At 63.3% G+C, this 19,907-nt stretch carries 20 protein-coding genes; 9 read left to right on the top strand and 11 right to left on the bottom strand.

What is annotated here, in order from left to right; genetic code table 11:
• Nucleotides 1–165 precede the first annotated feature (165 nt).
• The 3 genes from BLT92_RS05455 to BLT92_RS05445 all read right to left on the bottom strand — a co-directional run bounded on the left by BLT92_RS05455 (nucleotide 166) and on the right by BLT92_RS05445 (nucleotide 2,819).
• The gene (locus tag BLT92_RS05455; protein ID WP_092103861.1) at nucleotides 166–1,563 is read right to left on the bottom strand and encodes an IS1380 family transposase; all 1,398 of its coding nucleotides are present in this window, start codon (nucleotides 1,561–1,563) and stop codon (nucleotides 166–168) included.
• A 167-nt stretch (nucleotides 1,564–1,730) separates the two neighbouring features.
• Entirely contained in the window at nucleotides 1,731–2,144 is a 414-nt protein-coding gene (locus tag BLT92_RS05450; protein WP_092103860.1) for a hypothetical protein, read from the bottom strand.
• Between the two features lie 24 nt (nucleotides 2,145–2,168).
• Nucleotides 2,169–2,819: a hypothetical protein gene (locus BLT92_RS05445; protein WP_092103858.1), complete on the bottom strand. Its 651-nt coding sequence runs from the start codon at nucleotides 2,817–2,819 to the stop codon at nucleotides 2,169–2,171.
• A gap of 928 nt (nucleotides 2,820–3,747) precedes the next feature.
• On the opposite strand from BLT92_RS05445, the gene srmL reads away from it, so the two are divergent.
• A complete protein-coding gene (gene srmL, locus BLT92_RS05440; protein ID WP_092103856.1) occupies nucleotides 3,748–4,863 on the top strand; it encodes a PheS-related mystery ligase SrmL in 1,116 nt (371 codons plus the stop codon).
• Between the two features lie 132 nt (nucleotides 4,864–4,995).
• Here srmL and BLT92_RS05435 read toward each other — a convergent pair whose 3' ends face one another.
• The 3 genes from BLT92_RS05435 to BLT92_RS05425 all read right to left on the bottom strand — a co-directional run bounded on the left by BLT92_RS05435 (nucleotide 4,996) and on the right by BLT92_RS05425 (nucleotide 8,090).
• Nucleotides 4,996–5,712, bottom strand: a complete 717-nt coding sequence (locus tag BLT92_RS05435) for an ASCH domain-containing protein (RefSeq protein ID WP_172802557.1) — start codon at nucleotides 5,710–5,712, stop codon at nucleotides 4,996–4,998.
• Nucleotides 5,713–6,084: 372 nt separating this feature from the next.
• Complete coding sequence (locus BLT92_RS05430) at nucleotides 6,085–7,548, bottom strand: MFS transporter (protein WP_092103853.1); 1,464 nt, start codon at nucleotides 7,546–7,548, stop codon at nucleotides 6,085–6,087.
• Between the two features lie 5 nt (nucleotides 7,549–7,553).
• On the bottom strand, nucleotides 7,554–8,090 hold the full coding sequence (locus BLT92_RS05425) for a DoxX family protein (RefSeq protein ID WP_092103851.1): 537 nt from the start codon (nucleotides 8,088–8,090) through the stop codon (nucleotides 7,554–7,556).
• A 127-nt stretch (nucleotides 8,091–8,217) separates the two neighbouring features.
• Between BLT92_RS05425 and BLT92_RS05420 the strand changes: the two genes are divergently transcribed.
• A complete protein-coding gene (locus tag BLT92_RS05420) occupies nucleotides 8,218–8,844 on the top strand; it encodes a TetR/AcrR family transcriptional regulator (protein WP_092103849.1) in 627 nt (208 codons plus the stop codon).
• 88 nt (nucleotides 8,845–8,932) lie between these two features.
• Here BLT92_RS05420 and BLT92_RS05415 read toward each other — a convergent pair whose 3' ends face one another.
• A complete protein-coding gene (locus BLT92_RS05415; protein WP_231939038.1) occupies nucleotides 8,933–9,340 on the bottom strand; it encodes a cupin domain-containing protein in 408 nt (135 codons plus the stop codon).
• 104 nt (nucleotides 9,341–9,444) lie between these two features.
• Here BLT92_RS05415 and BLT92_RS05410 point away from each other — a divergent pair, with 104 nt between their 5' ends.
• The gene (locus tag BLT92_RS05410; protein ID WP_092103847.1) at nucleotides 9,445–10,380 is read left to right on the top strand and encodes a DJ-1/PfpI family protein; all 936 of its coding nucleotides are present in this window, start codon (nucleotides 9,445–9,447) and stop codon (nucleotides 10,378–10,380) included.
• A gap of 117 nt (nucleotides 10,381–10,497) precedes the next feature.
• Here BLT92_RS05410 and BLT92_RS05405 read toward each other — a convergent pair whose 3' ends face one another.
• Complete coding sequence (locus tag BLT92_RS05405) at nucleotides 10,498–10,995, bottom strand: MarR family winged helix-turn-helix transcriptional regulator (protein WP_092103845.1); 498 nt, start codon at nucleotides 10,993–10,995, stop codon at nucleotides 10,498–10,500.
• A 79-nt stretch (nucleotides 10,996–11,074) separates the two neighbouring features.
• Between BLT92_RS05405 and BLT92_RS05400 the strand changes: the two genes are divergently transcribed.
• From BLT92_RS05400 to BLT92_RS05390, 3 genes are all read left to right on the top strand, one after another.
• Nucleotides 11,075–11,536, top strand: a complete 462-nt coding sequence (locus BLT92_RS05400; RefSeq protein WP_092103843.1) for a GlcG/HbpS family heme-binding protein — start codon at nucleotides 11,075–11,077, stop codon at nucleotides 11,534–11,536.
• The gene (locus BLT92_RS05395) at nucleotides 11,536–12,726 is read left to right on the top strand and encodes a Cmx/CmrA family chloramphenicol efflux MFS transporter (RefSeq protein WP_092103841.1); all 1,191 of its coding nucleotides are present in this window, start codon (nucleotides 11,536–11,538) and stop codon (nucleotides 12,724–12,726) included. The genes BLT92_RS05400 and BLT92_RS05395 overlap by 1 nt, the downstream gene beginning before the upstream one ends.
• 171 nt (nucleotides 12,727–12,897) lie before the next feature.
• Nucleotides 12,898–13,134 (top strand): hypothetical protein, encoded by a 237-nt coding sequence (locus BLT92_RS05390; protein ID WP_092103840.1) that lies wholly within the window; start codon nucleotides 12,898–12,900, stop codon nucleotides 13,132–13,134.
• Nucleotides 13,135–13,182: 48 nt separating this feature from the next.
• Here the strand turns inward: BLT92_RS05390 and BLT92_RS05385 are convergent, their stop codons facing one another.
• Nucleotides 13,183–13,863 (bottom strand): TetR/AcrR family transcriptional regulator, encoded by a 681-nt coding sequence (locus tag BLT92_RS05385; protein WP_092103839.1) that lies wholly within the window; start codon nucleotides 13,861–13,863, stop codon nucleotides 13,183–13,185.
• Nucleotides 13,864–13,954: 91 nt separating this feature from the next.
• Between BLT92_RS05385 and BLT92_RS05380 the strand changes: the two genes are divergently transcribed.
• The gene (locus tag BLT92_RS05380) at nucleotides 13,955–15,538 is read left to right on the top strand and encodes an MFS transporter (protein ID WP_092103838.1); all 1,584 of its coding nucleotides are present in this window, start codon (nucleotides 13,955–13,957) and stop codon (nucleotides 15,536–15,538) included.
• Between the two features lie 24 nt (nucleotides 15,539–15,562).
• On the opposite strand, the gene yczE is transcribed toward BLT92_RS05380, so the two are convergent.
• Entirely contained in the window at nucleotides 15,563–16,318 is a 756-nt protein-coding gene (yczE, locus tag BLT92_RS05375) for a membrane protein YczE (RefSeq protein WP_456236399.1), read from the bottom strand.
• A 121-nt stretch (nucleotides 16,319–16,439) separates the two neighbouring features.
• Here yczE and BLT92_RS05370 point away from each other — a divergent pair, with 121 nt between their 5' ends.
• Entirely contained in the window at nucleotides 16,440–17,837 is a 1,398-nt protein-coding gene (locus BLT92_RS05370; protein ID WP_172802556.1) for an aminotransferase-like domain-containing protein, read from the top strand.
• 92 nt (nucleotides 17,838–17,929) lie between these two features.
• Here the strand turns inward: BLT92_RS05370 and BLT92_RS05365 are convergent, their stop codons facing one another.
• Entirely contained in the window at nucleotides 17,930–18,604 is a 675-nt protein-coding gene (locus tag BLT92_RS05365) for a SagB/ThcOx family dehydrogenase (RefSeq protein ID WP_157691337.1), read from the bottom strand.
• A gap of 204 nt (nucleotides 18,605–18,808) precedes the next feature.
• Here BLT92_RS05365 and BLT92_RS05360 point away from each other — a divergent pair, with 204 nt between their 5' ends.
• Nucleotides 18,809–19,852: a DNA glycosylase AlkZ-like family protein gene (locus BLT92_RS05360; RefSeq protein WP_197679668.1), complete on the top strand. Its 1,044-nt coding sequence runs from the start codon at nucleotides 18,809–18,811 to the stop codon at nucleotides 19,850–19,852.
• Nucleotides 19,853–19,907 lie beyond the last annotated feature (55 nt).

Here is a 19,907-nt window from a genome sequence, read left to right as displayed (position 1 = left end):
TCGATTTTTCACGACTGGCTGTCGTTCATGATTCCGGCTCCGTTGCCGCGTGCTGACACTGATTCTGCCATTCGAGCATGACACGATCGCCGTGTGTCGCCACGGCGTGGCGGGGATCCAACCCCAGCCCTTTCCTCAACTCGAACGAACACGGACACCCAAGCTCTATCCTGGGGCTGGCCCCGGCAGACTCCGCAACAGGTCGAGGCCAGCAACGATGGCCCCGGCCCAGCGGGCAGTTTCTTTCATATGCACCACGGTCCGCCTGGCTGTCCTCGCGATCGTCGCCGGGACTGCGTAGACGTGCATACGCAACTTCTTTGGTTCCCACCGGCGGATCTCGTGGTCCGGAAACGCCAACAACGACTTCCACGCCTCGATCTCTCCAGCCAAAGCGATGACAGCCAACCAGATCTGGTTCTGATCGAATCCCTTCAGCGGGAAGTTACGTAACCCGGAGCCCTTGGCGATGCGGATCCGATCCTCACACCGAGCCCGGGATCGGTGACGGACTTCCAGATCCGCCAGCTGAGCGCCTGTCGTGTTCGTGACGAACGCGGTGACCCGATACCCGTCGACATCATCAAAGCGCAACTGCGCGCCCGGATGAGGACGCTCACGGCGGACAATGACTCGCATTCCTTCCGGCCAGCCGGTCAGGTCGAGCACCCCTGTCAGCTCGGCCACATCAGCACCGTCGCGGGGGTCCCCATTGGTGTCATAGGCTGGCTCCCAAGCACCGAGTTCCGTCAGTTGGCGATACAGTTCTGGAGTGTGTTCTGGCAGCATCCACCCCACCGAGTACGACAGACGCCGCTTCGTGAGGAACTCAACGAAGTCGTGGGTGCCCCCAGCGGTGTCGGTGCGGATGAGGACACTCTTGCCCGGGCGAGGGTTGGCCCCGGGCAACTGGTCGAGAATGAGTTTGACCAGGCTGATGTGATCAGCAGCGGTGTTCGATCCCGCGTTGCCAGGACGCAGCAACTCGGCCACGGGTTCACCAGTGCCACAGTCGCCGTGGTCGATGAAGGCGAGCAGGGGATGAAATCCGAACCCTTTCTTGTAGGTGGGTTTCGCGTTTTCTTTCTCGCTGTGTGAGGTGACGAGACTGGCATCGATGTCGATGATCAATGGATCCTGGGCATCGGCGTTGTGGTTCGGGGCGTGTGGACCGGCCAGTTCCCACACGCGGGTCCGGGCTGTCGCCCGCGCTTGGTTGATGCCTGCTAGCGCCTGGTCGACGTCGCTGGCCAGGGTTTGGACGATCCTGGTGATCGTCGGATTCGATGCCACCGGCCCGTACAGATCAGGTTCGTCGCGGACCGCTGTGGTATCGGACAGGGCGTCACCACCGAGTCCGAGAGTGATCGCGAGATCGAGAAGGACCTTGGCTGGATCATGAACGGCGAAGGGCTTCTTCCACGGTGCCAGCGCCGTTTTCAGATGGTGGTCGAGGCCGCTGGTGTGCACGGTTTCGGTGAGCAGGAGGCCACCGGCGTGGCCGAGGGCGTTGCTGGGTGCGTTATCGATGTGCAGGCGGGGATAGGTGCGGGTAGGCTTCACTCTGAGAGTGCTCCTTTTCCAGAGAATATTGATGTCGTCGCAAACATCATTATCCCTGGTCAGGAGCACTTTTCTTCTCTCTGTCCGGGTCCTGGACGCTCCTAATCATGAAACCCCGAGGCTAGTGGAGCACAGTGCTCCAGGCGGGCGCTGAGCGTATCCGTAGTTCACGACTCCACCTCACCAGTATTGCCAGGATCGGAAGACGACGCATTCACTTTCTCGGCAAACGTCCGAGCCTTTGCAGTGTGCTTCGCGCTACCACTGATCGTTCCAATGATCTGGTCGTCACGCTCCAACACCACGTGAATCTCATTTTGGTTCTTACGAATCAGCGCACCTACGCCAGCACCGAGCGGCCCGAACAGCACGCCTCCGGCAACAACACGTTTTGCGCTCACATAGGTTCCGACGTTCGCGCCGTCCTGCACAGTCGCCGTAAGTCCAGCTGTGGGCAGCTTCTCGAAACCTGTCTTCGTGCGGTACTGAATGCGGAATCCGTCGAGGAACGAACCACCGAATGATCCGTTGTATTTCTGAGACGGCAACTCCGACTTGAACCATGACTTGAGCTTGGACACGGTGACTCTCCTAATTGGCGTGTGTTACTTAACGAGGTCCGACATGTCCTTGGGGAAGCCTGGTGCACCGAGTGCATCCCACGCCTGGTTGAGTGCGCCATCGTCAAGGGACCACACCGCCATACCGTCATCAATGAAGTACTTACCCAGAGGTGCCTCTTCTGCCACACCCTCCATGAAAATTTCCGCCTGCACGTCGCTGCCCGAGACCATCACACCAATACTTTTGGACTCGCAGACCCCAGTTGCATACTGAGCTATGCCTCTGTCGATGAAATCGTTGTCCCAGTCGCATTCTTCAAACCAGACGTCGAGATCTTTCTGAGCGGCGACAAGACGCTTCGTGAGTGGGTCAACGGGGTCCGCCTTCTTCGGCTTCACCGTCTCAGCTTTGGATGAGGGCTTGGGCTTCTCCACCTTCGGAGACTCGGCCTTCTTCGGTTCCGGTGCCTTCGTTTCCTTTGGCTTCTCTACCGGCTCCTCGGCTCTCGACTCGTCGACCTTCTTAGCCGCCTCCTGTGTGACCTCAGCAACAGGTTCAGCTTTGTACCCGTTTGCCATGAGGATCAACCCAGAAACCAACAGTGCCGCGAACACTGCAAAAACGAATGTTCCTGCACCAATGAAAACTGCGGCGATCTTGTGGGACTTCGCCCATGCGGTAATCTTCTTCATGACGGCGCTCCTATTCAGCGTTGTCGTGCGGGTCACTCGGTTGCTTCGGGTGGCCCGCTCCTATTTAGTATTTTGAAAGTATCACTGACGTTGTTGAATCAGAAACGAGTTATCACGAATTCTAGGAATCACCTGTAATTCGTTACCAGAATGTATCCATGAGCGCAGAAAAAGAGGCAGATTGCCCGAACGCTGACCCAAACAACCGAGGCGAAAGCGCCGCCCCGCGACGAAGCCAAGCGCCCCGAATGGCGACGTCACGAACGTCCTGTCCCGCAATAGCGTGGGCTATCGAACCGACGTTTCAACGGGGACGTCGAATCGATACATCAGTGGTTCACCATTCGTGAGACCGACGAAAACAGGACGACCTACAGGTGTATACCCGGCCTTCCACGCTTCGTCAGTGGCCTCGTCATCAAGCTTGATAATTCGTTCTCCGCGTTGGTAGACGGACTGAATGCGCTTGGCTTCGATCTGATCAGTAGCTGCAATTTCAATTCTCAACATCGGCATACGACGACCGTAGGCCGGTTCCCCCTGAACGTTCCCGTGGGCTGAACCTGACCATTTCCTGTAAACGCCACCGGGCCGCTTTCCGACCGCGTCAGACTGATTGGCGACAATGCGACGTGAGGGCTAAACCGCTTCGGAGACCTCGCGGACCGCGTTTTACTGTTCAGTCGCGACTCTAGAAGAAGCAACACGGGCTCGATTCTCATCGACGCCGCGATCTGCTAAGCACGCTCGCTCGTGACGTTGCTGCTGATACTCTTGTGAATGTGAGTTGGCAGCAGCGATTTATTGACCCCCGGCCGGGAGACGGCCGCGGGGTCCTTCACGCGCGCCGATAGTCGCCGGGTCTCCGCAGGCACGGTCGGGGGAATCAGTACATCCTTCACGGCCTACCTGATTTCGGAGACTCACCATGTCCAACTCGCACCTCACGCCCACCCAGATTCAGCGCGCGCTTGCTCTGCGCGACCTCACCGACCCCGACCAGGGCGAACACGCAATCCAGCAACTCCTGACCTCAGTCGTTTCGGCCCTACGGGACCGATGGAACTGCACCGTCCGCTACGTGCGCAACCCGCCCGTGGTCGCCGTCAGGGACAATTACGACCGCCTCGGGTATGACCCCGCCGACGTCACCCGTGATCGTCGGTACACCCGTTATGTCAGTCCGACGGCCATGCTGCGCAGTCACACCAGCGCTGAGGTCCCGGCCGCTCTGGAATCATATGCTGCTCGCGACGGAGTCGACGAGCTCCTCGTGGTTCCCGGACTGGTCTATCGCCGCGACGTCGTTGATCGCAGTCACGTCGGCGAACCGCACCAGGTCGACCTGTGGCGCATTCGCGAGACTTCAGACACGAGCGATGAGGACATGCTGGACATGATTGAGAGCCTCGTCGAAGCCGTTCTTCCCGGGGCCGAGTGGACAGTCACCGACGCGGTGCATCCATACACTATCGGTGGCCGCCAGATCGATGTCCGACTGGATGGCGAATGGCTCGAACTGGCCGAATGCGGCCGCATCCACCCCGGTGTTCTGCGCAGTGCCGGTCTCGACCCACTGCGGTGGTCAGGATTGGCCCTGGGAATGGGGCTCGAACGGGCGTTGATGCTGCGCAAATCCATTCCCGACATCCGGTACCTGCGGGCCACCGAGCCGCGCATCGCCGAGCAGATGCGGCACCTGGATCCGTGGCAGCACGTCTCACCGTTGCCGCATGCGCGACGGGACATCTCCGTTGTGGTCCCGGATGACGAGGACGAGGAAACGTTGGGTGACGTCATCCGTACTGCCCTGGCAGATGGTGCTGAGGTCATCGAGTCTGTCGAGGTGCTCAGCCGGACTCCCCATTCGGATCTACCCGAGTCGGCTCGTGACCGGCTCGGTACCCAGCCGGGCCAATGCAACATGCTATTGCGAATCATGCTGCGACCGATCGACCGGACGTTGACCTCGGAAGAAGCCAACGAGCTCCGCAACGACATCTACCGCGCAATCCACTGTGGGCCGGCAATGGAGATCATCTGACCGACTCTGCAGTCATTTCATGTGACTACGTATGATCTGTACGAAGTGTGGAATCACGCTTCTCCTGAGAACCCAGGGCCCACATTGCTATCGAGCAGAAGGAATCAGTATCGGACGTCTGGCAGCGAGCGGTCACTGCTCCGATACTGTGAATGCCACGATGTCGATCGTGCTCGATTCCTGCAGTCCCGGGTAGTGCAGATCGAGAGCAGCGTTGAGGTCGGTGAGCGTGTCGAAGCCATCCCACTTGGCGTCGTCGTCGGTGAGCCCGCTGCGGGTCACAGATCGGACGTCGGTGACGGTCGCGGCGATGCTGACGACCTCGCCGCCGTCCTTCTCGAACACGAGGTCTGCCTGCCCCGGGCGGAAGGGGTCGTCGATCCTGATGGTCTGGCGCTTCTCGCCAGCTCGGATCGCGGATTCGTATCCCTCCCACATGTAGATCCGCTGCGGACGCTCCGCGTCCCGCCACTCGTAGGCGAAGGGCAGGAGCTCCTCAGCAGTCCGCGCTGTCAGGCCGTTAGCCTCTCGCACCACGAAGAGGATGGAAGGGGAGAGGTCGAGGATGATCTGTCGGCACTTCCCGCAGGGGGCGATGATGTCGCCGGTCGGACCATACGCGGCTGCGACCGCGACGATCGGGTCATCGGGGACCGTGGAGGCATGGTTGGACAGAGCGGCGACCTCGCCACACGGGCCGCCGAGGAAGTGGTACGTGTTGAGGCCGAGGACGACCTGTCCGGATTCCGTGAGCAATCCGCCGGCCACGGTGTGGTCGGCGTCGTCATTCCACCGTCGCGCGTGGTTCATCGTCGCGTGGGCAAGTTCTCGCAGATCCTCGGTAAGCACGCCTTCACGTTACCGAACAGTGAAGGAGCGCCGCCAGCTGCTACGGGCAGGTCGGCAACCACTCAGTAGGGTGGGGTTCTCCTTAGCGGCACGATGTGCGTCTCCTTCTTCGTCCACACACTGGTGTTTGGCTCGCTCGTCATTGCCACTTAGTGCGGGTCTGTCTCAGTGGACAATGAGCCTCCGATGGTCGTACCCGATCGAGTCGTCGTGTCTAAGGACGGTCACTCATCGCCGAATTGCCGAATTTCCTGGCGACTTCGACTCACAGTGTGAACACGTCGACCAGGACTGAGGTCGAAGGCTCGGGTCTGCATGCAGTTCCTGTTCACCGGTCGACCCTTCATTGTCGGTGGTTTGAACCTGTTGGTTTCATGTTTGATCGGCTGGGTCAGATGTGCTGTGAGACTTTCCTCGCTTGGAGTGGCGAATGAAGATGAGGGCTATGGTTGTGGCGAGGAGTGCGAGTGCCGCGTCGAGGAGGTAGCCGGATGTATATATCGCGGTTTGAAATCCTCCATCGCTTGGGTGGAGGTTGCGTCCGATTGAGGACGCGATGGCGACGATGATAGCGATTCCGAGGGCGAATCCGACTTGTTGGGCGGAGTTGATGAGCCCCGAGGCTGCGCCGTGATCGCGGGTCGGCACCCCGGTGGTGGCGGCGATCATGGCAGCGGTGAATCCGATGCCAAGACCGAAGCCGGCCAGGGCGAACCCGGGCAGGACGTTGAGCAGGTAGCTGCCAGCGGACGGTACCGGGCTCAGCAGGAGTGCGCTGATCCCAATAAGAGCCGAACCAAATGCGAGGAGGTAATTGACTCCGATTCGGTGGACCAGTCGGGAGGTCATACTCGCGCCGACGACGACGAGAACACTATTAGGCACGAACGCGAATCCTGTCTGCAGCGGCGAGTATGAGAGAACGTTCTGCACGTACAAAGTAGTGAAGAACAAGTGCGAGGCAATGATCGAGTTCAAAATGAGCACCACGATGTTGGCCACGGCGAGTCCGGGCACCCGGAACAGTCGAAAGGGAAGTATTGGATGAGTCGTTCGTTGCTCGACGACGATGAAGACGATGATCAAGACCACGACTCCCAGCGACATCCCAAGTGTCGTAGGCTCCAGGCCGAGCTGTTCGATCTGGGTTGCGGTGTAGATCAGTAGGCCCAACGCGGCGGTGATGCAGGTTGAGCCGAGCAGGTCGAGGCGTGTGTCTGGGGAGGCTGTTGTGCACGCGTGCATGATGCGTGGTGTGGCGATCATGATGGTGATGCCGACTGGGACGTTGATGAAGAACACCCACTCCCAGCCCAACGCGGAGGTCAGCAGTCCGCCGAGGACCATGCCGGATGCCCCCGCAGCCCCGCCTGTGGCACCCCACACTCCCAACGCTGTGTTACGTGCTTTTCCTTCGGCGAACTGCGTTGTCAATAGAGCCAGAGCCGCCGAAGACACAATGGCGCTTCCCACACCTTGTAACGCCCTTGCTCCCAGCAGTAATCCGCTCGTGCCCGCCAGACCGCACGCCAGTGATGCGGCGGTGAATACCAGCAGTCCGATAAGGAACAAGCGGCTACGGCCGAATATGTCCGCCATCCGCCCGGCAAGGATGAGGAATCCGCCGAACGTGAGCGCATAGAGGGAGATCACGTACTGAAGATGAGCATCGGAGTGAAAGTTCAGGTCTGCTCCGATGGCAGGCAGTGCCACGTTCACGATGGAGGTGTCGAGCACGACCATGAACTGTGCGCCGCACAGCAGCACAAGGGTGAACACGCCTGCAGAGCCGGGAGAAGAGCGGGGCCCGTGCGGGTGCTGGAGTCGCTTGCCCATCCCAGTCACTCCGCCCGAGGTTCGTCGTGCGAGCGGGTCGGATCGCTGTTGGTCTCTTCTGACTGGCGTGATAGCAGAACGATAGTTGCCGAGGCCGCGCCGAGGACGGCAACTCCGAGCCCCCAGGCCCACCCGGTCTTGGTCATGCCGACCAGGGCGTCGACCGAGAAGTCACCGGGGCCGTGAGTGGCGATGCCGACGGCGACGACGCCGATGACCAAGGCATACTCGTAGCCGCCATTGTCCGCCCACAACCCATTCTTGCCATGAGCAGCCACAGCAGCATTGACCATGACTCCGACCACTGCCGCCGTGGCCAATGGCGTGGCCACTCCCACGGCAAGAGCACAACCGGCCCCGAGTTCGCTCAAACCCGCCAGCACCGCCATAGCGCGTCCAGAACGGTATCCCATGGCGGCGAACTGTCGTCCCGTCTCGGCCGGCCCGGCCCCGCCGAACCAACCAAAGAGTTTCTGAGTTCCATGGCCTGCCAGCAGCAGACCGACAACGAGTCGAATCATGAGCAAGCCAATGTCACCCATCGAGCACCTCCACAACCTTATCCGGATTGCTATCCGATTGCTACTATACGGATAGCTATCCGTATGTCAATGGGTTGCCGTACGATGAGCACGTAAGACGATCACGGACAGAGCAAAGGTGACGGCAATGAGCACGAGTGCCTCCGCAGGCGAACGAACCGGCGCACCGACTTCGCGCGCCGAGCGAGCCGACGCGGCGCGGAACCGGACCAGGATTCTCACCGCCGCCGAGGAACTCGTCGCGCTCAAAGGTGTCGGGGCCTTGACGATGAACGAGGTCGCCGCGGCCGCTAGCGTCGGGGTCGGCACTGTCTACCGCCGCTTCGGTGACCAGGGTGGACTGGTCGAGGCCATGATGGACGAACGTGAACACCGCCTTCAGGACGCGATGACTAGCGGGCGACCGCCGCTGGGTCCCGGCGCGCCCGCAGTCGAACGCATTCGAGCGTTCCTGCATGCTTACGTTGATCTCCTCGAGACCTATGGCTCATTGATGGCGGCAGCCGAGGCCACAATGTCACCCGATCGCCGATATCGAAGCGGCCCCTACACGGCTCATCGTCAACATCTCATTGCGCTGATCCGGCAGGCCCGGCCCGACGCCGATGCGCCCTACCTGGCTCAAGCCCTACTCGAACCACTTTCTGCAAGCCACTACACCCACCAGCGTGAGCGGCAAGGTATGAGTCCAGAACGGATCAAGGCCGGGCTAGATGACCTCATGGCGGGGTTGCCCCCCGTTCGGTTTGCCTGAGCCAGAAGCACCGTCTACTTCCCGATTGCGCTACCTCTCCCATCGACGACGCCCGCCGGCACGAACATTCTCAGGGGCAACGATCTGGTCAGATGCTCCCCTTACGTTCAATCACCAGAATGCGAGCTTCGGGAGCGGGATGGGCTACGTGCTCGTCGCCGGATTCGGCGTAGCAAATTCGGCCGGGAGTGAGTAGTTCGACCCTCTCGTTGCCCTCAGAGCGGTAGTGCATGTCAATCGTGCCGTCCAGCACTACGAAAACTTCCGGTCCGTCGTTGATATGCCAAACGTATGGCTCATCGGTCCAGTGCAGCCGGATCGATGCGTTGTCAATCTCGGCCACATCGAGGGCACCCCACGGGCGCTCGGCGCTGAAAGAACTTGCATCTATGAATTGCATAAAAATCTCCTGTTCAGACGTGGGGCAGAGACCACACCACATTCTGGAGGGCCTTATCCCGTGCTCGGAGCCGCAGCCGAAGAAGCTTGCGGTCATGTGCGCCTGATTGGCTAGGCACGTCATTCAGTGTGGCCCGTCAAGAGCCCACCGGCGATAGGCAGAAATGCATCATTTCAAAAGTATCCTGCCATACTGATGGCATGCACCTTGTCGTCGCCTTCTGCCTTCCGGACGTTGTCGCCTTCGACCTGGCAATCCCATCGGAAGTCTTTGGTCACCACGACGAGCGAAATCGCTACACTTTCGTCACGGCAGCTCTCGAACAGGGTCCAGTCCCGACAACAAGCGGGTACGATATCCATGCCAACCACGGGATAGCCGCTCTCAAAGATGCCGACACCATAGTGATTCCCGGTTATGCACCGCACGACCCGCCGACCACTCCTGTGATAGACGCATTGCAAGCTGCCGCCCAGCGCGGCGCGCGTCTCATCTCGGTATGCACGGGGGCATTCGCACTCGCTGCCGCCGGGCTGCTCGACGGCCGTCGCGCCACCACACACTGGCGTGATTCCGGCGAGCTTGCCGTACGGCACCCGAAAGTCAACGTCGATGCGGACGTGTTATACGTCTGCGAGGGCCAAGTGATGACCAGTGCGGGCGTTGCCGCCGGTTTAGACCTTTGCCTGCACCTGGTTCGACTCGACCATGGCGCTGATGCTGCTTCTGATGTCGCTCGCCGAATGGTGGTCGCCCCATACCGCGAGGGCGGGCAGGCCCAATATGTCGAACGCCCGACTCCGACCACCGCACCCGGATTGGCTGCAACCTGCACTTGGGCACTGGCACGCCTTGCCGATCCGATTTCTGTCACCGCGATGGCCGCCCATGCCGGCTGGGCACCGCGCACGTTTGCTCGCCGCTTCCTGTCCGAGACCGGGACAACACCGCTCCGGTGGCTCACTGCGCAACGACTACTCGAAGCTCGCCGACTGCTCGAAACCACCGATTTGCCTGTCGACCAAATCGCCAGTCGCTGCGGGCTGGGCACCTCTGCAAATCTGCGCCTGCACCTGGCTCGCGACGCCGCGACAACGCCCACTGCTTACCGGCGAACTTATCGCGGGTCCCGCTGAATGTCCCTTCCTGTCCATGGAGCCTGCCTCGATACGGGCCGAAACAAAATCGGGGCCACTACCGCCGATCGCGGTGACGATGTGCTGCTTTGCCGTCTCCAGCAGGATCGAGTCAATTCAACCATGCTCCACGTCGGGGTCCACACATTTCCAGGCGGTGGCGAGATCCTCGAGTTGGTCAGTGCTGAGGTGTTCGAGAAATCGGTGGCGAACACCTGCGATGTGGGTGCGATGCGCCTGTGCGAACAGTCGGTAGCCCTCAGCGGTCAGCGCCGCCGAGGATCCGCGGGCGTCACTTTCGACGCGTGATCGCTGGACCAGTCGACGTCTCTCGAGGGAGCCAACGATCCGGCTGAGACTGCTGCGTGGCTGCAGGACGATGTCGGCCAGTTCGCTCATGCGCATCGATCGGTCTGGCGCGGCGGCCAGGGCCACGAGCACGTCGTAGTCGGCCATCGACAGATCGTGGTGAGTGCTGAGTTGCTCGCCGAGGTCCCGGCGGAGGCGGTGCGTCAACCGCAGCATCCCCCGCCAGGCTGCCAGCTCGCTTGGACTGAGCTCCTCGCCGGCTTGGCTTCGCTGTTCTTCGCGTGCGGTTGTTCCATGTGGAATCATATGGCTAGTCTAGTTGTTCCACATGGAACTACAAAGTCGTGGGCGGGCAGCGCCCGTCGCACGGAGAGGAGCCACAAGCATGACTGATGTGAAGAACGTATCGACGATCAGCGCCGAGTCGGCGCAACTGATCATCGCTGCTGCCGATGAGGCTGCGCTGGTGCAGGCGCAGCTGCGGTTCGCGATTGCAGTGGTAGACCACGCGGGCGTGCTGAAGGTGATCGTGCGCCAGGACGGCGCGAAGCTCAATGCGGTGCAGGTGGCCCAGGACAAGGCCTACACCGCCGCCGCCTCGCAGATGTCGACCGAGCAGTGGTCGAAGGCACTGGCCTCCGATGCCGTGCTGGCCGCTGGCGCACCGACGGGCATCGACCGGCTGGTGTCCATGGGCGGCGGGCTGCCCATCGTGATCGACGACGAGGTGGTCGGCGCGATCGGCGTCTCCGGCGGTCACTGGAGCGACGACGTCCGCGTCGCCACGGCCGGATTGACCGCACTCGATCGATCGCAGAACGGCTTGGGTGAAGGGAGGGGTTCCTGATGCCTGTGGCTGTCTTCGTTCTCGGGCTGACCGTGTTCAGCCTGGGAACCACGGAGTTCATGGTCGCCGGGCTGCTGCCCGAGCTGTCTGCTGAATTCGACGTGACGGTTTCCCAGGCGGGCTGGCTGATCTCGGTGTTCGCCCTCGGCGTGGTCATCGGTGCCCCCTTGATCACCGCCGCGACCACTCGTATCCCCCGCAAGGCCGCACTGATCGGGTTGCTGGTGATCTTCATCGCCGGCGAGGTCGTCGCCACGCTCGCCGGTTCGTTCGAGGTGCTGATGGCCGCCAGGGTGGTGACCGCGGTCGCGCACGGTGCGTTCTTCGGCATCGGGGCAGTCCTGGCCGCAGATCTGGTGGAACCTGAGCGGCGGGCGCGGGCGATCTCGATCATGTTCGGTGGCCTGACGATCGCCACGATCGCCGGGGTGCCGTTGGGCACCTTCCTCGGCCAGCAGATCGGGTGGCGGGCTGCTTTCGGCGCGGTCGCGGTCCTCGGCATCGTCGATCTGATCGGCGTGGCCACCCTCGTGCCGAAACAGCCCGCCCAATCAGGTGGTCTGGACCTGCGCCGGGAGCTGTCCGCGTTCGCCAACACCCGCGTGTGGCTGGCACTGGCCACCACGATGCTGTCCCAGGCAGGGCTGTACACCGCCTACACCTACATTGCGCCGTTGCTCACCGACGTCACCGGCTTCGCCCCCGGCTGGGTGGCCCCGCTACTGGGCCTGTTCGGCGTCGGCACCTTCATCGGCAGTCTCATCGGTGGCCGACTCGCGGACCGGTCCCTGATGGCCACATTGTGCCTCGGCCTGATCGGCCTCGCAGCGATCCTGGCCGCGTTCACGCTCACCGCTGGTCACCAGGTCGCGATGGTGGTCACCCTCGCTCTCTTCGGCGTCGGAGCGTTCGTGATCAACCCGGCCCTTCAGACCCGCGTGATGAACCTGGCCGACCATGCACCGACGCTGGCCAGCACGAGCAATATCTCGGCCTTCAACCTGGGCAACGCGCTCGGGCCATGGCTCGGTGGACTCGGCATCTCCTCCGGAGCCGGCCTCCTCGCTCCGAGCTGGATTGGAGCCCTGTTGGCGCTGGCCGCCCTTGCCGTTGCTGTGGCCTCTCTTGCTGCCGACCGCCGTGTCCGAGCCTGGAGGAGTTCGAACACTCCAACGCCCGAGCACGACTGAACCAGCCGCCGGGGTCATCGCGATCACGCAGACCATCTTCCTGGCCTCGTTAATCGGCATCGGAAAGCTCGTTTTCGGACTGCCCGGCATGCTGCCCGGCCAATACATAGGCATTGTGGGACTGCTCGTGGTGGTGACGATCCCGGTTGCCGCCGTCCAGTCCGCGCTTCGATGTCCCTGCAGTCGTTCGCTGCCCTGATCGCGGTCGCGCTCGTCGCCGCAGGCATCTCGCTGGCGGTGCTCAACATCGGGATTCCGTGTGGGATCGCCTCGCCCTACGGACTGGCCACTCGCACGACTCGGCTGAGCACAGGCATATTCGCCGACGCCAGCACCATCACAGGCGGCGACATCGCATCGATCCTGGTCACCGGACTCAGGTCAATCTCACGCATGTTGGAAGCTTGACAGTCCAGTCGCAGTCAAGCGAACCAAATCGCCACGCAGGGGAGGAGGTCACGCGTGTAGTTGCGCTGACTTGTCCTGGTGGTCGAGGTGGGTCTGTAGTCCGTCGAGCAGTGTGCACAAGCCGAAGTCGAAGCTGGAGTCGTCAACGGTGGCCGGGTCGGCGTTCGACAGCGCGGTGTAGCGCTCCAGCAGCAACGGGTAGTCGGCGAGATCGGGCTTGACCTGCTCGAGCAGGTCGGCGGTCATGGTTGAGGAGTCGTCCAGGGTCGGTGAATGGGTATGCCCCCAGGCGTCGCCGATGACGAAGGAGAACACGGTCGCGCCGGCCCAGTCGAGGTCGAAGCCCTCGAATCCTGCCTGTCGGCAGACGACGAGCAGGTGGTTTTGGAAGCGCCGGAGCGCGGGCCCTTGAGTGTTCGGGTAGGCGGCGAATGCACCGGTGAGCCATGGATGGCCGGTGAACATCGTGCGGAGCTCCCGGGCGGTAGCGGCGAGTCGCTCACGCCAAAGCGCGCTGTCGTCGGTGCCGAGCTCCAGTTCGGCGAAGACGGCGTCAGCGGCGAGACCGACGAGGTTGTCCTTGCTGCCGACATGCCAGTACATCGCATTCGCCGAGGCCTGAAGCGCCGCACCCAGCCGCCGGGTGCTCAGTGCATCGAGCCCCTCGGCATCCAGGAGGGTGACGGCGGCGTCGATGACGCGCCTGCGGTCGAGTCGTTCGGTGGTCATGCTCCAACTCTACGACCCACTTGTGCGGTGCGCAAGTTCCTTGTACGGTGCGCAAGTAAGCACTTGCGCACCGTACAAGGAAGGACATGTGATGACAGAGCCACACGACAGCAACCCCATAGCCGACACAGGACAGCGGGTGACCAGGCGTTCCTGGCTGACCCTGCTGGCGGTCGCGCTGGGGATCATGGTGATCCAGCTCGACGGCACGATCGTGTCCGTCGCCAACCCGTCGATCGCCGCCGACCTGGAAGCCACGCCAGCGCAGATCCAGTGGGTCACGACGGGCTATCTGCTGGTGTTCGCGGGTTTGCTGATCCCTGCGGGCACGGTGGCCGACCGGCTCGGGCACAAGCGGCTGTTCCTGATCGGTGTCGGCGGCTTCACGCTCGCCTCCCTGCTCTGCGGACTCTCGATCAGCGTGGAGATGCTCATCTCCGGCCGCGTCCTCCAGGCAGTCTTCGCCGCCGCGATCGGCCCCGCCGGACTCGCGCTGATCCGCACCGCATTCCCCGCCGACGCACTTCCTCGCGCGCTGGGAGTTTTCGGCGCGGTGACCGCCGCGGCGCTGGCCTCGGGACCACTGCTGGGCGGGGCATTGCTGGCCGTGGGGAGCTGGAACCTGGTGTTCCTGGTCAACCTGCCCTTCGGGCTCCTGGCCGTCGGAGTCGGGGCTCGGGTGCTGCGCCACTCGCCGCCACAGTCACGCGAACGGCTCGACCTCGCCGGAGCGGCGACGCTCGTGGCATCGATGGTCGCCGTGATCTGGGGCATCACCGCCATCCAGGATAACGGGTGGACGACGGGCACGATCGGCTTCCTCATCGGCGGTCTGGTGCTGCTCGCGGCCTTCATCGCCATCGAGAGCCGGGTGTCCCGTCCGCTGGTGCCGCTGACCCTGTTCCGGGACCGGACCTTCGCCATCGGGTGCGTGCTCAGCGTGGTGACGATGTTCGTGTTCTTCGCGATCATGTTCTACCTGACGTTCTTCTTCCAGGGTGTCCAATCCAAAACGGCGGTGGCCACCGGCCTGGCGATGCTGCCGCTGACGGCGATCTTCACCATCGCCTCACCCCTGGCGGGATGGACGACCGAACGCCTCGGCAGCCGGGGGACAGTGCTCATCGGTGCCGGTGCCATCACCGCCTCCCTGGCCATCCTGCTCGGCCTCGACACCGACTCGTCCGTGTTGTCGCTGGCCCCTGCGCTACTGCTCGCCGGTGCCGGTGCGGGATTCCTGCTGGTCCCGGCCATCAACCTCGTCGTCGGCAGTGCACCGGAGGAGAAGTCCGGTGTGGCCTCCGGCATCCAGCAGGCCACTCAGCAGCTGGGCGGGACCCTGGGCATCGCGGTCTTCGGCAGCATCATCTCCACCCTCGTTGCCCAGACCTTCGCCCAGGCCGTGCAAGCGACCAATGCACCCACTGAGGTCGCGGGCGACCTCGGATCCGATGGCGGCTTGCTCGAGAGCATCGCCCTGGGATTCCCCATGGGTGCCCAGGAACAGCTGCGCGAGCAACTCGGTGGCCAACTCGCAGGCGAGGTCACTCAGGCGGCTCACCTGACGTTCCTCAACGCCCTCGACACGGTGTTCACCGTCGCCATTATCACTGTGCTCGCCGCCGCGCTTTTGTCGCTGTTCATCAAGAAGCCGCGCGAAGAGCAGCAGGCATGACCGTGTGGACCTGACCGTCGAGAACTACGCCTCGTCGTCAGTGGCCCGAAAAATTCCGCTGGCTCCCCATGCCTTGCGGTGGGGCCATCCGCGAGGATCCTCGATCATCTGCGCTGCGGCTGAGGTTGGATCGCGGTCGACCTGCCTGCTGGCTGCGGGAGGGGACTTGTGCTCGAGCCGGACGGTGACCCACGGCAGCACAGTGCCGACGAGCCATCCGGTGCACAGGGTGATCAGGATCGTGCCGAGACCGAGCGTGCCCCCGACAGACCAACCGACGAGGGCCACGACGATGTCGAGCCCGGTCCGCACGGCCGCAACCGGTTTCCCGGTCACGTGCACGAGGCCGGTCATCAGCCCATCACGCGGACCGGACCCGAACTGTGCTCCGAGATACAGGGCGTCGAAGAAGGCGAATCCCACCAGCCCGATGGCGAAGGCCGCCATGCGGGCACCGAGGGAGTCGAGGTCGGGCAGGAGTGCGGCGGTGGCGTCAGCGGCGACTCCGACGATCATGACGTTGAGAACAGTTCCGATGCCGGGAGGCTCGCGCAACGGGATCCAGGCCAGGAGCACCACCGCCGCGATGAAATTCGTCGTCCACCCGAAGGAGAGCCCGGTACTCTCCGCGATCCCCTCAGCCAACACGTTCCAACTCGCCGCCCCCAACCCGGACTCGACGAGCAGCATCACGCACGCCCCGTATCCGATCAGACCGACCAGGAGTTGGGATACCCGGCGGGTCAAGTTGCCGGCCCGAAGCTGCTCACGCGGCCCCATTCGGACCAGAGGTCTCGCTGCACGTCGGGACCGTCGGAGTGTTTGGAAACGAGAGGCCATACGTGCCACTGTCGACCGTACTGGACTTTATTTCCATAGCCAGATGGGCGATGCTGGCATGATGAGGGTGGAAGCAAGCGCACTGGCAGTCCTGCTCGGACAGTGGCACCCCGAGTCGGGACCCGCGCATCGGGCACTGTCCGAGGCTCTTCAACGCCTCATCGTCGACGGCCGTCTCGCCCTCGGTGTCAAGCTTCCCAGCGAGCGGACCCTGGCAGAAACCCTGCGTGTCAGCCGGACGACGACGGCGACGGCCTATCGCAACCTGGTCGCCTCCGGTTTCCTGCAGACCAACTCCCGCACGCGAGCCGTCGTGACACTGCCGGCAACGGCCCTGGACACCTTGAGGCCGCACTGCGTCGCCGACGTCATCGACTTCTCGTCGGCGTCTCCAGCGGCACCGGGCGAATTGATCCACGCCGCGTTCCGCGCAGCGTTGGACTACATGCCCCGCCACTTCGCCGGGAACGGGTATGAACGCGCCGGAGTCGGGGAACTGCGCCGCGCGATCGCTGACCGCTACCGCCAACGGGGTCTGCCCACCGGCCCGGACCAGATCATGGTTACCCACGGAGCCCAGCACGCCCTCGCGCTGGTCACGCATGAATTGCTGCCTCGCAATGGTCGAGTGGTCATCGAGCATCCCACCTACCCCAACGCGATCCGCGTCTTCCTCGACCGTTCCGCGCGCATCATACCGATCAGCGTCGCTGAGGGGTGGGACGCCGAGCGGTTCTCTGCCGCCAACCGCTCCGCGGACCTGACCTACCTGATTCCGGAGTTCCAAAATCCCACGGGCCTCACGATGGGAGAAGACGTGCGCCGTTCGATGCGGCTGTCGTCGCCGACCATCGTCGACGAAACCCTCCTCGACGTCGAAGCCGGGCTGCACCCGTTTTCCCCCGTGACGCCGCTGGCCGCCTACCACCGGCAGGTGGTAACCATCGGGTCGCTGTCCAAAAGCGTCTGGGGAGGCCTGCGTGTCGGCTGGGTACGGGCCGGCACGGAGCTCATCGATCGGTTGGTTCGCTCCCGCAACCTGTTCGACCTCGGCAACCCGGTCCTCGAGCAGCTGGCAGCAGTCGAGCTCATAGCAGGAGGCCGGACCCGCGATGAAGGTCCCCGGCTGGCGCGGCACTGCGCGCTGAATGCTCTGGGCACAGCGCTGTCGACGCAGTTGCCGGATGCGACGTACTCCATCCCTGCTGGCGGGGTCGGTCTCTGGGTGCGCTTGGCCGAGCCGGTTAGCACGCGATTGGCCAACACCGCCCCGGATCACGGGCTGCTGCTCGCGGCAGGTCCACGGTACGGGGTCGGGGGCGCGTTCGAGCGACACCTGCGCCTGCCGTTCACGTTGCCCGAGAACGAACTACGCGACGGCGTCGACCGACTCGCTGGTCTCTACTCGGAGGTCCTCGCCGGACGAACTGGCCACCATCCGCCATCATCGATCGCGTAAGGACGCACCCTTGGCGTGGCCTCGACCGAGAAGGAGTAGTCCGACCCTGGCACTGGTGCGCGGTCTGACGGTAGGTGGGGCAACAGATTTGCTCAGAATTCGGATGTCGCTCCTTCAGCGGGGTGGCCGAGCGGGTGGATGCCAAGGATCGTGTGTGATGGCGGTACCAACCGTGCCGCAGCCTGTATCTTGACGGAGTCGAGGCCGCCGAGGAAGACGGTCCCGAGCGCGTTCTCAGCGGCCCACAGGTAGACGTTCTGGGCAATCAGGCCGGCCTCGAACCAGCAATAGCGTTCACCCCGGCCTGCTTCCTGGGTTGCGAACGAGTCGTTGGCGGCGGCGAGGTCGGCCGAGAGCAGCAGCATGGCAGGGCAGGTAGTCAACCAGTCTGCGTCGAGGGATCCGCGTGCCAGGAGGGCGCGGTGATCGCCTTCTTCACGCTGGACCAGAGCATGCTCTACGGGCAGGTAGCGGGAAGCGGCAGGTGCGAGACCATCAACGGCGGCGGCAATCACGGTGACCACGATCCCGTATCTGGCGTGTGCCGAACCGTAGGGCCGCTGGTCGGTGGATGCGCAGCCGATCGCTGCTCCCAGGAGCCGGCTGAGAGTCTCGAGATCGATGTGAGCCGGCCGGTACGACTTGGTCGACCCGCGGTGTCGCAGAAGTTTTGCGAACGGACGGTCGTCCTGCGGCGGGTTGAGGACAATTCTGAGCTCGTTGTCGTGCTTGCCATTGACCGGATCGCAGTCAGAATCTCGTGACAAGTCCTCCTCCATTCGTCAGGCCTTCCATCTTCTCACGAGTCGGCTCATTGGTGGTCGGCATTTTATAGCGCTGCTATCACCCGTAGACACGGCGGGACGTGTAAGCGATCGGGCATTGTCCGGTCGTCCGGTTAAACTGCGGGGGTGTCGATCACCTGGTCGCAAGTCCTCGCCTGGGGGATGTAGCTGCATCTGCTCGACCCCGTGGGAAGCGGTTCGGTCGCGGACGTGGTGCGACTCCTTGGGGCGGTGTTGGCGACGGATGACGGCTCGGCTGAGTACGCAGTCGGGGCACGCCGGGTCCGATCGCATGCCGGAGAGCTCGGGCGCGCCCTCGCCGGCGGAGAGGTCATCAAAGTCTTCGCCTTCCGAGGTGCGAGGCACTACCTGACACCGGAGGACGGCGGAGCCTATCTCGCGCTTCGGTCGGCCGGACGGCAGTGGGAGCTGCCGAGCTGGCAGAAGTACTACGAATTGAAGGCAACCGACTGGCCCGGTTTCCGTGAGACGGTGCGGGAAGCTCTCGAGGAGGGACCGCTCACCATCGCTGAGCTCGGCACGGCGGTGACGCGCCAGCAGACGTACCGTCACCTGCGCCCTGTTTTCGACGATGGTGCTGGCACGCTGATCAAGCCGCTCACCTGGCAGGGCGACGTGAGCCTAGGGCCACAACGAGACGGGAAGCACTCCTTCCAGCGGCTTGCCGATATCGCGCGATGGGCAGGACTCTGGGACCTCGACGAGGCCGGACCACACGCGATCACGTCGTACCTGCGCAGCTATGTCCCGGCAACCCATGACCACATCCACTATTGGCTGGGTGAAGGACTCAGCGCCGGCCGCAAGCGCCTGCAGGGTTGGCTCGCGGAGATGAAGGACCAGCTGGTGGCCGTCGATGTCGAGGGCGAGACCGTCTACGTGACGAGTGAGGACGTTGACGCGCTGATGGAGGCGCGCCCCACTGAGGCTGTGCAGTTCCTGCCCGGCCACGACCAATGGGCAATCGGGCCGGGCACCAAGGCCGAGCATGTCGTCCCGCCGGCACACCGTGCTTCGGTGACGCGCAAGGCGAACATAGTGATCGCCAGCGGCGTCGTGAGCGGAACGTGGGTGGCCAAAGACGGCGAGGTGGAGGTGCTGTGGTTCGGCGAGTACGGCGCGCCGCCCCGCGAGGCGTTCGAGGAACAGGTCGAGCGATTGGCGACGACGATCGGTGGGCCCCTGCGGCCTATCGTGAAGGTCGCGTGACGATCGTTTCCCCCTGGTGAGCTGCATCCACGCTCGCTCTTCGCGGTGCCCGTCT

This window comes from Brevibacterium picturae (assembly GCF_900105045.1).
Taxonomy (GTDB): domain Bacteria; phylum Actinomycetota; class Actinomycetes; order Actinomycetales; family Brevibacteriaceae; genus Brevibacterium; species Brevibacterium picturae.
This window is presented reverse-complemented; position numbering and strand designations above follow the sequence as displayed.